This window comes from Streptomyces sp. MB09-02B (assembly GCF_033794485.1).
Taxonomy (GTDB): Bacteria; Actinomycetota; Actinomycetes; order Streptomycetales; family Streptomycetaceae; genus Streptomyces.
This window is the reverse complement of record NZ_JARGEE010000062.1, coordinates 1-15412: the sequence shown is the minus strand read 5'-3', so window position 1 is coordinate 15412 and position 15412 is coordinate 1. Positions and strand designations below refer to the sequence as shown.

At 68.5% G+C, this 15412-nt stretch carries 9 protein-coding genes; 5 read left to right on the top strand and 4 right to left on the bottom strand.

Annotated features, from left to right (window positions below; all coding sequences use genetic code 11):
• Window positions 1–265: 265 nt before the first annotated feature.
• The 4 genes from P1P70_RS12035 (at window position 266) to P1P70_RS12020 (ending at window position 5209) form a co-directional block, all read left to right on the top strand.
• Entirely contained in the window at window positions 266–1024 is a 759-nt protein-coding gene (locus tag P1P70_RS12035) for a TnsA-like heteromeric transposase endonuclease subunit (protein WP_319236811.1), read from the top strand.
• Window positions 931–3405, top strand: coding sequence for an integrase (locus P1P70_RS12030; RefSeq protein WP_319236810.1), 2475 nt, complete (start codon window positions 931–933; stop codon window positions 3403–3405). The genes P1P70_RS12035 and P1P70_RS12030 overlap by 94 nt, the downstream gene beginning before the upstream one ends.
• Window positions 3406–3407: 2 nt before the next feature.
• Window positions 3408–4460, top strand: coding sequence for an AAA family ATPase (locus P1P70_RS12025; RefSeq protein ID WP_319236809.1), 1053 nt, complete (start codon window positions 3408–3410; stop codon window positions 4458–4460).
• Between the two features lie 80 nt (window positions 4461–4540).
• Window positions 4541–5209, top strand: coding sequence for a hypothetical protein (locus tag P1P70_RS12020; RefSeq protein WP_319236808.1), 669 nt, complete (start codon window positions 4541–4543; stop codon window positions 5207–5209).
• Here P1P70_RS12020 and P1P70_RS12015 read toward each other — a convergent pair.
• Both P1P70_RS12015 and P1P70_RS12010 read right to left on the bottom strand, forming a co-directional pair.
• Window positions 5187–7544: an AAA family ATPase gene (locus tag P1P70_RS12015; protein WP_319236807.1), complete on the bottom strand. Its 2358-nt coding sequence runs from the start codon at window positions 7542–7544 to the stop codon at window positions 5187–5189. The genes P1P70_RS12020 and P1P70_RS12015 overlap by 23 nt on opposite strands.
• 143 nt (window positions 7545–7687) lie before the next feature.
• Window positions 7688–9967: a DEAD/DEAH box helicase gene (locus tag P1P70_RS12010; protein WP_319236806.1), complete on the bottom strand. Its 2280-nt coding sequence runs from the start codon at window positions 9965–9967 to the stop codon at window positions 7688–7690.
• A 150-nt stretch (window positions 9968–10117) separates the two neighbouring features.
• Between P1P70_RS12010 and P1P70_RS12005 the strand changes: the two genes are divergently transcribed.
• Window positions 10118–11215, top strand: coding sequence for a TniQ family protein (locus P1P70_RS12005; protein ID WP_319236805.1), 1098 nt, complete (start codon window positions 10118–10120; stop codon window positions 11213–11215).
• A 39-nt stretch (window positions 11216–11254) separates the two neighbouring features.
• On the opposite strand, the gene P1P70_RS12000 is transcribed toward P1P70_RS12005, so the two are convergent.
• Window positions 11255–11878 carry a helix-turn-helix transcriptional regulator gene (locus P1P70_RS12000; RefSeq protein ID WP_319236804.1) on the bottom strand — a complete coding sequence of 208 codons (624 nt, stop codon included), beginning with the start codon at window positions 11876–11878 and terminating at the stop codon, window positions 11255–11257.
• 639 nt (window positions 11879–12517) lie between these two features.
• Entirely contained in the window at window positions 12518–15220 is a 2703-nt protein-coding gene (locus tag P1P70_RS11995; RefSeq protein WP_319236803.1) for an ATP-binding protein, read from the bottom strand.
• Window positions 15221–15412 lie beyond the last annotated feature (192 nt).

Genomic DNA, 15412 nt, shown 5'->3' with positions numbered 1-15412 from the left:
CAAGAGACCCAATACAGGGCAAAAGGCTTCCTTGGTGGAGCGAGTCCTGCGGGAGATGCTCTGCCTGCTGCGGACCCGTCATGCCGTTGAACCTGGACGGCAGCGGTTGTTGACGGCGCTTCTACGGCTTGGATGGCGGATTAAGGATCATGTGACGACCGTCCTGCACTAGAGTCAACTCCCCTGCTGCTGTAGGTGGTTGCCCCGAGCGGTAGTGGTGACTGCCCTGTCGGATGCGGGGCTCGGAGAGGAAGCGGGAATCACGGTGGCTGTCGCATTGGAGGTCGTCCACCGGATCGAGGACGGCAGCAGGAGCATCACGGTCCCTGTGGCCCGGGCGGGTGCGGTGCCGATGACTCGGCGGGGCGAGGTGTGGAAGCCGGTCCGGCATCCTTCGCAGCGCAGTATCGCCACCTGGTGGTGGGCGGCGACAACGGGCAGACACGTGGGCTGCCGGTCGATGAACGTGCTGGCGGTGGCCATGCTGCTGGACTTCGATCCGTCGGTGACGGAGTTCACCGCGTGGCCAGCGAAGATCAAGTGGCGTGCGCGGGGCCGGGAACGCAGTGTGGTGCCTGACTTCTTCGTCCGCACCGCTCAGGGGGCGACGCTCGTGGTGGCCTGTCCCCCGGCGAGCGGACCGAGCCCGCGGTGGCAGCGCCAGCAGCAGGTCCTGCGCCAGGCATGCCAGGAGGCGGGCTGGGAGCTGGGCATGCCGCGGATTCCGGCACCGATGGCGCTGGCGAATCTGCGGTGGGTTTCCCGCTACCGACATCCCCGCCTCGGCGACCAGGACGTCGAGCAGGCGTTGAAAGCCGCATTCCGTACGCCACGTGCGCTGGAAGAGGGAGTGCGGGCCACGGGACTGCCGCGGCTGTCGACGCTGCCGCGCCTGTATCACCTGCTGTGGCGGCAGGAGCTGGCCATGGAGTGGAACCGGGCGATGGGCCCCGGCAGCGTCATCAGTGTGTCGGGCCGGTTGCCGTCGGCGATGCACCGCCCGGTGCAGAGGGATGCCGCGTGAGCGAGGTGTTCACCGGCCGGCCACGGGTGTCGGGGCTGGCGCCGCGCGGCATTGTGGCTCCCGGGGACCGGGTGCGGTGGCTGGGCGGCCAGTACACCGTGTCGGCCCTTTCGGGCACGACGGTGCATCTGGTTCCCGCCCCGGGCAGCGCGGCGCCTCCGATCGCGGCGGTGATTCAGTTCCTGGCCGCGGCCGAGGACTTCGCCGTGCTCGACGAGACGGGCCTGCCGCTGGCGGCCGGCCCGTTCCCGAACTGGGCCATGCTGGAGGGCGTCAGTCCCGACTGCGCCCGGGATGCGCGGACCTGGCGGCGGCACGTCATCGAGGTCGAAACCGGTCTGCTGCCCGATGCGCCCGAGGGCAGCAGACCCCGCTGGGGCTACGACCCCGACCGGTTCACGCTGGTCGAGCGCTACCAGCGCAAGGCCGCCGAGCTGAGCGCCGTGCTGGAGTGGAAGGTGTCGTGGAAGACGGTCCAGCGCAAGCGGCTGGCCTTCTTGAAGGAGGACATCTGGGGGCTGGTCGACAAGCGGTGCACCCGCAAGAGCACGCTGCACGGGCGCACCGATTCACGGGTTGTGGACCTGCTGCTGGCCCTGCACGAACGCCAGGCGAAGGAGCAGGCGGCCACCGACGCGCGCACCCTGTTCAAGAACCTGCGGCGCTCCGCGCGGGCCACGCTGGGCCCTGCGGTGAAGGTGCCGAAGGACCCGACCCTGTATGCGTTGCTGAAGCGGCTGGGCATCGACGCGCTGCAGCTGCGCGATCCCAGCCGGCGCCGCAAGGACCGGTTCAACCGTCCCGCGCCGCCGTTCGGGGTGACGACCGCCACCGCCCCGGGCGAGCTGGTGCAGGTCGACTCCACATCGCTGGATGTGAAGGTGCTGGGCGACGACGGGCGGCCCACGCAGGTGGAGCTGACGGCGGCCATCGACGTGTTCACGCGCAGCATCATCGCCGCCGTGCTGCGGCCCAAGACCCCGGGCCGGCGCAAGACCCGGCAGCAGACCCGGGCGCTGCTGAGCACCGGCACCAGTAAGGGGCGGGCCACCAAGGCGGTGGACGCCTCTCTGCTGCTGGCGCTGTGCATGGTCCCGGCCCCGATGCGGCCCGGCTTCGATGCGGCGGCCTCCGCGGCCCGCTCGGACCTGCCGTACGAGGAGCTGCTGGAGGTCGATGCGCGGATGGAGCACGCCGCGGCCCGGCCGGTGATCATGCCGGAAACTATCGTGATCGACCACGGCACCGTCTTCGCCGGGCAGACCTTCTTCGACGCCTGTTCCTATCTCGGCATCTCCGTGCGTCCGGCGCGCAAGCGCACCCCGACGGACAAGGCGATCGTCGAGCGGACCTTCGCGTCGATCAAGTCGCTGTTCAGTCAGCGCGTCAACTCCTACACCGGGCGGGACTTCAGCCGCCGCGGCAAGGAGACGGATCCCGACCGGCTGTGGACCCTGCAGGAACTCGACGACCTGCTGCAGGAGTGGATCGCGATCGGCTGGCAGGCACGGCCGCACGAGGAATTGCGCAACCCCTACGAGCCGAACCTGCCGCCGCTGACACCGAACCAGGTGTATGCCGCGGGCGTGCAGGCGGCCGGTTACGTGCCGATCCCGCTGGGATTCAAAGACTATCTGCAGTTGCTACCCACCGCCTGGGTCGGCGTGCGCGATGACGGCATCCGCTTCCGGAACCGCACCTACGAGAACTACAAGGGGGAGTTCGAGAACGGGATCCGCAACGCGCCGTCGGGGCTGAAGGGCAAGAAGCGCGACGGGTGGGAGCTGCGCTACAACCCCTATACCCCGGAGCAGGTGTGGCTGCGGGATCACCGCAGCGGTGAGTGGATCACTGCGGTCTTCAAGCACCAGCACCTGATCGGCGCCCCGTGGACGCAGCATCTGTGGGAGACGGCCACCGCCGAGCATGTGGCGCGCGGCGGCCGCCACGCCGACGACGAGAACATCGCCCAGGTCCTGGCCGATCTGCTGGAGCGGGCCGGACGCGGGCCGGACGAACCCGGTGTGGTGAGCGTGCCCGACGGCTACGGGCCGCTGCCGGGGCTGGAAGCGGGGTGGGCGCCGCCGGGTGTCGGCGACTTCGATCCGTTCGCCGGTGCGGCCGCGCTCGACCTGGACGCGCTGGGGCCGCTGACGGTGCTGGAGCTCGGCGAGACGAGCCTGTACGCCCCCGATGCGCCGTCGCCCGCAGACGCGGCCGGTCCCGGCCCCGCACCCGGGTGGGAGGCTCCCGGGTGCGCAGGCACCGAAGGTGCCTCACTCCTGGCGGATCTGGATGACCTGGATGACGGCCTCGACGACGCCGCGCGTCTCCTGCTGGACCTGCCCACCGAAACCGAACCCCCGCAGGAGGACACGTAACGATGCAGCCGCCAGATATCCAGGACGACGACATCCGCCTGCTGGTCGACTCCCCCGCCCCCGCGCCGGTGTTCACCACACCCCGGCCGCTGTGGCTCAACACCCTCACCAACTGGCGCACCTTCGCCGCGCTGGACCGCACCCGGCCGGACCTGGCCGACAGCCCACCGCCCGGCGTGAACGTCGCCGACAACGACCTGCGGCTGCGCTATCACGCCCTGATGCCCACCGTCGTCACCCCTGCCATCGGGGAGGCCCTGGTCGTCGTCCACGAGCACCTGCTGTCCAACCGCGAACGCACCCACGGCAAACCCGGTGTCATCATCGAAGGCCCCCGCGGCACCGGCAAGACCGAGATCCTGCAGTACATCGGCCGCTACTACGAAAACAAGATCGCCCGCTTGTATGAGCCGGACGAGAACCGCATCCCGGTGATCGCGCTGCGGGTGCCGCCGCTGACCCGCGGCGGGCGGCGGAACTGGCCGGCCGCCTTCGCCTCCTTCCTCGGCCTCAAGCACGACGGCGGCACCGACCCCACCCGCTCCATCTGCCATGTCATGCGCACCAGTTCGACCTTGCTGGTCCTCGTCGACGGCATCGAGCAGCTACGGGCCGGCGCGGACGCCGAGGAGTCGTTCGCCTACCTGGAAGAGATCAGCGAAGGCAGCGGCGCCACCTTCGTCTTCGCCGGACGTGCTGCCCGTTCCATCGTCGATCCCCTCACCCGTGACCGGGAGACCGCGCTGAGCGACAACGAGGAGATCTGGGGCGACTACGCCAGCCTGCGCACCAGTCGGATCGGCTACGACGAGGAGGGCCGCAAGCTGTTCGCGAAGATCGTCCGCAAGTTCGACAAGAACCTGTGCCTGTACCAGCATCAGCCCGACGACCTGGCCAGCCTGCATGAATACCTGCACCGCCGCAGCAAGGGCTATCTGCGGGCCCTGTCCCAGCTCGTCACCCAGGGCGCCCAGAAGGCGATCTGGACCAAGAAGGAGCGCATCACCGAGGAATTGCTGGAGACCCTGGCCATCGGCCGCAGCCGCACCATCTGACCCCGCTCACAACCATCCGGGCAGACAAAGCCCAGGGCGCGGGCTCTGGCCACCGTTTGCCCAGCAAGGGAAGAACAGCCGTGGAGTACGACGACCTCGGGGAGGACGAGGACACGAGCACGACGAAGGTGACCGTCCGCGTCCCGCTGGGCACCCGCCTCGCCCTGACGAGCGGCCTGGAACGACACCAGGCTTGGACGCGACAGCTGACGGCACATCATCGGGCACAACTGAAGGGGCTGACACCCCCGCAGAAGGACACCCTGCGGGCCGAACAGCGCCACGCACTGCGTGTCCTGCGCAGCCACGGCAGACTCCTGGACAAGAGGGACCTTCTGTTTGCCTTCGGAGTGCGCCAGGAACTACAGGCCCGGGGCTGGGACCGCTCCTGGACCGGCGTGGATTGGGAGGAGATACCCATGGGGCTGCTCCCCCGCGCCATCGGCAACAGCTACCCCGAAAGTCTCTCCCTGTACCTGTCGGCCGCTCTCGTGGAACTGGTGCATGCCGGATGCTGGACCTCATCCCAGGAGTCCATCCGCCGACTCCGGCAATGGCATGCCGACTGCGCCGCCGCCGTCCTGCCGTCGCGCGCCGAGCCTCAGGGAGGGGCCACGGCCGAGTACAAGCGCCTGGCCGCCGGTGTTACCACGACGGGAGAGGTCTACCGGGCGGGCATCCGGCGAGGTCTGCATGCGGCACTGCACACCCCAACGCCGCCGCCGATCAAGGCTCTTGCGCCGCGTTGACGGGCCGGTACGCCAGGTTCTGCAGTGCCTCCTGGAAGGCGGCGAAGTCGCCGATCGGGTCGCGTGGCTCCTCCTCGAGAGCGAAGGTACGGCGTACCGCGAGGAGCTGACCTCTGAGGTCGTCGGCGTCCACGGAGTTGTCGAGACTTGCGTCGATGTCCTCGATCAGGAGGGTGGCTTGCTCACGGGTGGCGCCGACGGGGTGATCCAGCAGGAAGGAGTTCCTGAGCCGCTTGATCTTGGATGTGGTGCGCTCGGTCGTGATCTCGCGCAGGGCCTTGCGCTGTCGGCTGCCCAATTCGCGGAACAGGACACGGAAGTTGTCGTCCAGGACGGCGATGGCGTCGGCAAGGGAGTCCTCATCGTGGGTGAGGACGTCGAGGATGTTACGGGCAAGGCCCACCTTGTCCAGGTGGAAGCCGTCCAACTTGCGTGCGGCAGCGTTTTCCAGCGCGTCGTGGGTTCCTTCGTCCCCGTCAAACACCACGTCGCCGGCGTGCAGGGCGTTGAGCTTCTTGGCGTCGCCTGCAGGGAGGAAGGCGACGGCGTAGCGCTTGACCGCGGCGACGCCGATCTCCAGCGGGATGAAGTCCTCGATGGCCACCACACCGTGCGGCCGGGGGCTGGTGACGTGCTGGGCGGGCAGTTGGCTGAGCTGCAGCACGAAGCCGTCGTCGATCAGCGGTTTCCCGTGAGGGCCGCGGCGCAGCTTCTTGCGTGCTTCGTCACCGGAGCGGTCACCGTCGAGGAGGACGATGACGGCTGGCCGGTCGACGTCGCGTCCTCGTGCGAGATACACCAGGTAGGGGACGTGGGGTGCGGAGCCTGCCGGGACGAGGGTAAGCGTGTTGAGGTCAAGGTGCTCCAGCGAGGATGCCTTCAGGCGACGCAGGCGTGCCGACATGCCGGCCAGCAGGATCTGGTCGGACATCCCTTCGCACATGAGGTTGCAGTTGCTGATGAAGGTCGTCTCGCCGACGAAGCTGCCGAAGGCTGATCTCAGCGGCTCGTAGTGGTTGCGGGAGGCGTTGCGCACGACGCGGGTGCCTTCGTCGCCCTCCCCCTTTTCGAGGACCCGGATGCGTTCGCCGTGGTTCTTGTCGATGAGGAAGGGCGAGTGCGTCACATACACGACCTGGCAGGCCAGGCGGTCGGGGTCGGCCGGGTAGGCGAAGTCTTCGAAGATGCGCAGCAGGTCTTGCTGGCCGCTGCCGGAGAGGTAGGCGTCGGGTTCGTCCATCAGCAGCACTTCGCGCTGCCCGGACGTGGGAGGTTCATGGGCCAGGTACTGGATGAAGTAGCTGAGGAAGTACTTCAGTCCGTGGCTGCGTTCGTTGGCCGAGTACTCGGTGCCGGTCCGGTCCTTGATGGTGAAGACGAGGTCCTGGTCGCGCAGGGTCATCTGGAGCTGGAACTGGTTGTCCTGAGTCCACCACTTGGGGAAGTTCAGCGACTGGGCCAGCTGCCGGTTCATGCGCTCGACGATGCCGTTGGCGAAGCCTTCCTTGCCTTCTTCGACGGCCATGAGGAGTTCCTGGAAGGCTGTTTGGTCGATTTTCGCGACCTTCAACAGAAGCTGGTCTGCCAAGGCGAGCTGTTTGTCGTGACCTTCGTCGGGTTGGTTCGCGGTGGAGAACGCCGTCGTCAGGTTCGGCACGGCCGTGGTGAGCTGCTCGGCGGTGGTGAAGGAGTCGGCATGCTCCAGGATCGTGCGGAAGAAGGAGCGACGTGCTCGGCGGGACCTGGTCCGCAGCGTGCTGGACTGGCCGGCCAGGTACTCCACGGGCACGCTCTGAGGCAGCGCGGTGTGCGCGTCGATCTCGAACCAGCGCGGCAGGATGTCCTCCAACGCGTTGGCGTCCTCGACGGGGTATTTGCGCCAGCCGCTGTCCTCGGGCAGGTAGACGACAGGCTGGTCTGCGCCGATGCGGAACATCACGAACGTGTCGAAGTCGTCGCCATCCTCCTTCCCGCACGCCTGGATCACCGCGTCGCGGTCGCTTGGCTGCAGGCGGTCGAACCGCAGGCCGAAGTCGGGGTAGGCCATGGCCTTGTTCACCGCGAAGAACTGCGAGTAGCGGCAGAAGTCGCCTCGTTCGATGTGCCGTCCGGTCAGCGCACGCTGGATGGCGGCCAGCAGCTGGCTTTTGCCGGATTCGTTGGCCCCGACGACGGTGGTGACGCCTTCGTCGAGGGACACCTTGACGAACGGGTACTTGAGGTCGTCGCTGTCCAGAACGTCCCAGGGGTCCGGGGCGAAGGTGTCGCTGGCCTTGCGGAGGTAGTCGAAGTTGAACGAGCGGAAGAAGCGGATGTAGACAGCGGAGATGAACATGGTGGGCCCCGTTCCGGCGCATGGTGCTCAACAGGCGTCATGCTACTGCGGGGGTATGACAGTGGCGGGGCGGACGCCGCCTGAGGCACCTGGGGGTCGGCGGTATCCGCTCCGTGTGCGCAAGGGTCTGCTGCGCTGCGTCGTTACCGCTCTGCTGTGGCCTCTGACGGGTCCCAGGCCATGCGGAGGATGTCGAGCGCGGCGCGTTCTTCGTCGGTGAGTTCGTTGGGGGTGCGGCGGATGTGGTCGATCCAGGAGCCGAGCCGGAAGAGGCCTATCCAGTCGGTTTCGGTGTGCTGGCGGGGGACGTCGAGGTGGCCTTCGCGGGCGAGGTAGCAGGAGGCGGCGACCAGGCCGCGGCGGAAGTCGCGGCCTCGTTCGGTGCGGAACGCTTCGGGGTGGATGCTGTCCACGTGCGGGGTGATGCCGATGTCGATCAGGAGTTTGGCTTGTTCGACGCGAAGGGTGTCGAAGTGGTTGCGCTGGCGGCTGAGCCATTGCCCCAGCTTGAATCCGTCCGGGGTGGTGAAGGAGCCGGAAAGTTCCCTGCTGCCGCCTGCGTCGATGTGGGCTTTGGCGTGAGCGTAGGCGCGCCGCCAGGTCAGTGGCCAGTCGGGGTTCCACCAGCGGTCGAGGGCGGCGAGCTGCGCAGCGTGGCCTTTGGGGAGGGTGTCGGATTTGTCCTTCCTGCGGCACTCAGCGAGCCAGGCGCCGATGGGGTGGCCGCCTTGGGTGGCGTCGGTGGGGGCGGCGAGGTGCCCGTGTGCAGCGGCATAGGCGCGGGCGTGGTCGAGGATGCGGGTGAAGGTGTGTGCGGGGGTGCTCCACAGCATGCCGAGGGCGTCGAGGGCGTCTGTATGTCCGCTGGGCAGGCGGTCGGCCAGGTGCCGCAGGCGCTGGTTGCTGAGCCACTCCCCCAGGGCGAAGCCGGTGTCGTCGTGGAAGGCGTGGGGGACATCGAGGTGGTGGTGGTCGTGGTGGTAGCGGGTGGCTGAGGCCAGGCCGTCGGGCCAGGATCCGGTGGCGGGCAGGGTGATCTCAAGGCCGAGGGCGAGGGCGACCTGCAGGGCGCGTTCGGCGCGGTTGTAGTGGATGGTCCGGTGCGGACCGCCGCCGCCCAGGCGGCGGCTGCGGCGGGGCACGGCGATGTGGTCGAGGAAGTGGTCGTCGTGGGCCCTGAGGGCCTGGAGGATGGTGTAGATGCCTTCGAACTGCGAGTCCTGCAGGGCCTGTTCGGTGGCCCTTCCGTCGGGCAGGTAGACGGGGAGTACGAGGGTGGCCTTCTTGCCGTGGCCGGGTACCAGGCGCAGGGCGCGGCCGATGGCCTGGATGGCGTCGACGACGCTGTTGCGGGGTGCGGCGAAGACCACGGAGTCGATGGCGGGGATGTCGATGCCTTCGGCCAGGACACGGACGTTGCTGAGCACGGTGCATCCGACGGCGTTCTGGAAGGCGGACAGTCGGCTGCGGCGCTCGTCGGCGCGTTGTGTCCCGTCGACCCAAAACGCCTGCAGGTCTGGCCGCTTTAGCTGAGCGGCGGTGTGAGGCAGGTCTTGGGAGAACGCTTCGGCTGCCTCGATGCGGTTGTGGAAGACGAGAACGCGTTGCAGGTCGTGGTCGGTGATGGCGCGCAGGACGGCCACCTGCAGGGCAGCAGCCCGCAGGCCGCCGTGCTGCGGGTCGAGATGGGGCTTGCGGGTGAGGATGGCGTGCAGTTGTTTGTCGCCGACCACGGGCATCACGACCTGGTAGTCGGCGAGGAGTCCGCGTTCGATCGCCTCGGCCATGCCGAGGCGATAGACGACGGGGCCGAAGATGTCGCGTCGGTCCATGGTGGCGGTGGGGGCGCCGTCCCACAGCCCGGCGGTGAAGACGCGGGGAGTGGCGGTCATGTAGAGCCGCCGCCGGGCCGGGATGGCACGGTCGTCGTGGATGGCTCCCCAGCCCTCCTGGGTGCTCATGCACGTACGGTGGGCTTCGTCCACGACGATGAGGTCCCAGGCCGGCAGTTGGCCGCTGCGGTGGGCTTGCTGCAGGCCCGGCAGGGACCCATAGGTCACGAAGACCGTTGCGGGGCCGTCCTGTTCGGCGAGGATGCCGGCCAGGTCTTCCGGCCGTTTGACCATGCGGGCCGTGCGCCGGGGCAGGCCGCTGCGGAGCTGGCTCAGCGAGGACAGGCCCGCCATGAGGCCGGCGCGTCCGCCTTCGCGCCAGCGCCTGATGGTCTGGGTCAGCAGTTCCAGGGTGGGCACGGCCACCAGGACTGAGCCGGTGGAGGCGATATGGCGGGCGGTCGCCACGGCGGTGAGTGTCTTGCCGGTGCCGCATGCGGAGACGGCGGTCACGCGGCGTTCCCCTTTCGCGAAGGCGCCGGTGATGGCCGTGAGGGCTTCTTGCTGATGCGGGCGCAGCGCGAGGGACATGGCCGGGGCTTCTCCTTGCCAGGGCGGATCCGGAACACCGGGAACCGTAGTGGATCACCGGGCGGTGCTCTTCAATTCCGGCCAGAATGAGCAGAGTTGGCAGGACTCCCGCCGTAGATGAGGGGCGGGCGGAGCAGGAGGGGCAACACATTGGCCGGGCGTTCGTTGGAGTCTTTGCAGGGCGGAGACGGCGAGAGCGAGATGCAGCCGCTACCGCGGCGTCTGCGGTTCATCGCAGAGGAGTCCACGAACTCGTTCGTGCACCGGCTGGCGGAGACCAACGGGCTCGATCCCCGAGAACTGCTGTCCATGCTCGGTGCGGGTGATGCGCTCGTTCCCGAGCCGGAGTTCAGCGAAGTGCATCTGAACGGGGCCGCGCACGGCAGGCTGGCCGCCTTGGCGGGATGCCGCACCGACGTCCTGGAATACGTGCTGCCCACGCTGCGCGCGCATCCGCTGCCCGATCCGGACACTGCGCCGCCCCGCTGGGACGTCCCCAACCCCTGGGAACCCGGCGGTGACTGCTTGGTGCGCGTGTGTGATCTGTGCGCGCTGGCCAAACGGGCACGCCGGGATGCGTATGCGGTGTCGGCGGCCGGCTGGAGGGTGTGCGCCCGGCACCGGCGCTGGACGGACAACCTGCGGGAGGACGGGGTGACCTGCATCCCGCTCACGCCTGTTCCAGAGGTCCTGGCAGCTCACCTGGAGCGTGTACGGCTCGAGCGGCGGCTGGGAGCCGGAGGTCGCGTCGCGTTCGCGGACGCCTTCCACATCGCCGTCTTCTGGTGGAACCAGGCCGCCCAGGTTCCACCCGCGTGGGCGGTGCGCCACCAGCAGCTCGGCCTCAAGAAGGGCAGCGACCGGCGGGTGGCCGCTTTGGTTGCCTACCCGGAAGTCGTCCAACTGGCCAGCGTTCTCGCGGCGCGGGAGCGCCGACGGCTGCGAGGGAGCTGGTCCCGCGCCCAGGACACCGACTGGCTGCGGGACGTGCAGCGTCTGTTCTATGCGTGGGAGCTGCGGGGCAGCGTCCCGATGGAGCCGGTGCTGCAGTGGGCGGCCCGGCATTCGGGGCGAGCGGACCGGTCCGGTCCGAAGCCGGTGCGGGGCCGCTATCGCCGCCTGGGCGTATCGGGCCCCCACGTGCAGGTGGCCGGCGCCGCCGCGCTTGAGGCTCTCACCTGCCTACCTTGGCGGTTGGGCGAGACGGAGGAGGCGGCACATCTGTGGACCGTGAGCAGCCGTGCGTGAGGAGGTCGGCCGCCGCAGAAGGTTCGGGCTGCTCCGTGCTCAGATGCCGAAGCCGATGTGGGAAACGTGGCGGTAGGCGCCGTGGTCGGAACCGAGGCTGTCCGCGATGGAGTCCCAGGCGGCGTCCAGGGCTTTCTGGTCACCCGAGTTCCAGGCATCCACGACCCGTCGCCAGTCGGTACGGACATTGATCGTGCGAAGGTTCAGGTCACGGCGCCGGTTGGGGGCGACATGCTGCTGGTCGACCGGAGAGATCTCGATGCGGGTGCCGCGGCCGTCGTTCCACAGGCGTTGCTTGTAGTAGCCGACGAGGTTGTGGCGGCGGCAGGCCCAGAAAGCCTGGTCGATCTTCTTCAGGTTGGCCGGCAGGGGGCGTTGCTGTCCCGTCATCCACCGGGCGATGGTCCGCTCGGTCACGGTGACCTGGGCCAGCCGTAACCAGGCAAGTCCCTGCTCGTCCCGGTCCAGATAGCGCAGGCGGACGGCCAAGCCCCTCGGATGGCTGACCGGGAACAGACCCCTGCCTGCCGCCCGCTCGTCGAGCTGACGAGCCAGCGCGGCCCCGCCGGATATGCCGGTAGCGCCATAGCGCCCGAACCCCTCTCCCTGCTGCGCGGGAGGCGGAGGGAGGGTACCGCCTGTCGGGAGTGTCACAGGTTCCATGATCGGTCTTCCTTGTCTGCCGTTGCTGGCAATGGTGTGCCCGGCGCGATGGAGCTTCTCGTCCCCGAAGGGCGGGCAGGTCAGCGTGCCGTTTTGCGCGGAGCGGGCGACGACAGTCTGGCTACGTTGTTCTCTCGCCCGGCGCGGGTGAGAGTGAGCCGAGCTGTTCGAGACCGCGCCGCAGGGGGGCGGGACGGCCGCTGCGGCGGCAGGCACTGGCGTTCTCGAGCGCGCTGCCGAGGCGGCCGCTACCTTCTCCCATGTCGAGGGGACAGTGAGGTAGTCCCTGGGCTGGTGAAAGCGGCGCACGGTGGCAAGCATCCGTGTCCTGGCGGCGGTAGCGGAGAATGCCTCCTGTTCAAGGTGTCGGTCACAGCAGACCGTGGCCGTGCGAGGCTGTCTCGGCGCCGGTTGTGATCATTTTAGGGGCATCAGGCCGAGGTACGGGCCAACAAGAGGACTATCAACTCCCATTGCCCATAGGTGAGTTGTCAAGGCAGTGGAGTAATCAGGGTTCCGTAGGCGGGAAATTCCGGCGCAGTGAACCCGAACAGCCGACAATAAGCCGCGGTGCGTCGACGAGGCTGCCCGCTGATCCGGGTACTCAGCGCAGACTCGGGGCGGACGAGGACGGCTGAGTCACCGCGGTCCAGGCCGCTTGAGGCGTGCGAGTTGTTCGATCAGGTTCCTCTGATTGTTGATCTCTTGTGCCTGGCGAGGCGGCATCTGGTAGCGGAGCAGGCTGTTGATTTCGGTGCGGGCCGTGGCGAAGTCGCCGGTGTGCGCGAGGACGACAGCGCGCTGGGCGCGTACCGCGAGGAGAAGGTCGGCGAGCCCTTGCCCGCGGGCTGCCGGCAGCAGGGCGTCGTCCAGGAGTTTCATGGCTTGGTACAGGTCACCGAGTTCGACGAAGTCGTCGACGATGTCCTGCCCGATGGTAACAAAGTGCCGCCATGCCTGGGCGAGTTGGTAGAACTTCAGCGCGTGCAGAGCGGCCAGACCGAAGGGCTGATCGAGCTGCCGTCGGCACCCCGCGCGCAGGGCCAGGCAGTCGGCGAGGCGCTTACAGTCGTCCAGGTCCGTGTCAGCACTGCTCAGACGGGCAGCCACCTGCTCGACACTCGCTCCGACGATGTCGTCGGCTTCGAGTCCCAGGTGCGCCATGTAGGTTTCCACCAGGTTGAGGGCGATGGTGTCTGCCTGTGTGTAACGTTCGGCCTGGTAGAGGCTTTTGGCCTGGTTGTAGCGCAGGATGCGTCGGGCGGCACTTTCCTTCGGCAGTGCGGCGCGGGCCGCCAGGTAGGCGGCGTTGAGCGTTTTGGTGTCGCGGTCGTAGGCGCACTGGTGCATCTGGTGGCCCGCCAGGACTACCGTTTCCCGGATTCCCCAGTCCTCGTGGTGGGTATCGGCGAGCGCGGTGAGTTCACCGGTCAACTGTTTGTGGGCCGCTGCGTCGTCGGCGTCGAGCGCGAGGGTGGCCAGGGCGTTCAGGGCGTCGAAGCGGTCGATGGGCCGGGCGACGTGATCGTCGGCCACCATCTGCAGAGTCGGCTTGAGGTCGACGGCGAAGGACTGGTCGAAGAAGTAATCGTGACTGGCGAAGGGCAGCAGCTGGTCGGTCCGCTCGGTGCGGGCCAGCAGGCGTGCCCAGCGGGCCAGGCGCCTTGGCTCGGCGCTGCCGCTGATCAAGGAGTCATGAAGGATGTCGCTGAGGGTGAGGTTGAGCTGGTGCTGGGTGTCGGCGTGGTGGGGGATGTAGTCGGTTGCGAGGGCGCGGGTAGCGTCGTGGAGGGTGGTCAGGCCGTCTCCGAGGCGCTGGAGAACGCCGAGGCCGGCGAGGGTGCGAAGGCCGCGTGCGCAGTCTTTGGGGCCCAGGCCTGCGTCCTGGGCTAGGCGGTTCAGTTCGTCTTCGGCGAGAGGGACCTCGGCCAGCGCGAGCAGCGAAGCGGCGGTCTGGGCCTGCGGGGCCAGCCCGTCGAAGATTTCTTCGAGGATGAGGTCCTGAGCGGTGGGAGCAGTGTGCTGGCGGTCGGTGAGTGCCTGGCACATACGGGCCGTGTCGTGGGCGTAGTGGCTCTGGGCCAGCTGGGCGGCGTTACGGACGTAGAGGGGAAGTCCGCCGGTGAGGGCGATGAGGCGGGCGATGGTGGCCGCGTCGGCGGGAGCCCCGGCGTCGGCGAGGACCTGGGCCACCCGGTCGGCGTTCCAGCCGTGGAGGAACTCAGCGGTGATGCCGAGGTGTGCGCTGAGGATGGTCTGGTCGGGGCACGGCTGGCCCAGCAGGACGAGGCGCGCGGTGGGCAGCGTTTCAGTGATCTGCTTCAGTTCGGCGGCGCTGAGGCGGTGGACGTTGTCGAGGACGACGGCCGTCGGCGTGGCAGCCAGGTGGCGGTGGACGGCGCGCAGCAGGTCGATGCCGGAGCCATGGGGCAAGTTCGTGCGCTGTTCGGTGTTGAGGTACCGAGCGGTGAGCTCACGGGCGAGGCCGCTGGCGACGGCGTCTGCGGTAAGTGCGGCGGTGTCGAAGTAGGTGAGGGGCTCGGGGCAGTGCTGGGCGGCGTGGGCTGCCCAGGCGGTCTTGCCCGCTCCGGAGAAGCCGGTGATCAGGCGCACCTGGGCGTCGGTCAGCAGGTCGGGTTCGTCGGCCTGGGGCAGATAGTCGTGGGCGAGTGTGGGGAAGGCCTGCAGCTCTTTGACGAACTGCTCGTGCAGGTCGGCGACGGTGTCGGCGGTGAAGGCCTGTTCGCCGTGGCCGGTGCAGGCGTAGACGACGCGGGCGGCCAGTTTCCAGACCAGGGTCAGCGGCGCCAGCGAGGAGAAGGGGACCTGTGCGGCTTCGCGGGTGCACCAGGCGATAGCTTCGTCGAGGTCGCTCCAGGCCGGCGGGAGCCACGCCTCCGGCGGAGCCGTCTGCGGGATCAGGAGGGTGATGTCGCCGGGCCAGTCGGCTGCGGCCGTCTTCGTCACCAACTGCGGGCCGAGCGGCACGTTGGCCACGATGACCAGTTGGGGGTGGCCTGGGCGTTTACCTTCGCTGTGACGGGCGCGTACGGCTGCGAAGCTGTCGACCGCGCCGCTGATGTCTCCCCATTGGAGCGGTCGGCTGCGGGTTTTGACCTGCAGATACACGTGGCGTCCGGGCAGGACGGCCTCGAGGTCCTCGTCGCGTTCCACCAGCAGCTTGTGCAAGCCCGCGGTCTTGAAGCGCAGCAGACAGGCCGCCGTGTACAGGTGCTGGTAGAGAAACCCCCGGTGCAGCGAGGTGATCCGGACCAGTTGGTCGGCATCAATGACCGTGTCGCCGTGCACGCCGGCATGGAGGCTTTCGGGGGTTTCGGGCATGCGCTCATCCTGCCATCGCGGGCCGAACCGCCCGGCTCAGGGACGACGTCCTGCTGGCGCCGGGCAGCGGGCCTTGCGCAGCCCTGCTTCAGGACCTGAGGTTCCCCCGAGATGCGGAGGGTGCTGACAGAGGGTCAGATGGTTCTCATGAGAGGAACATCGACCATGGCTGCCCCCAGGAAGTACTCGTTG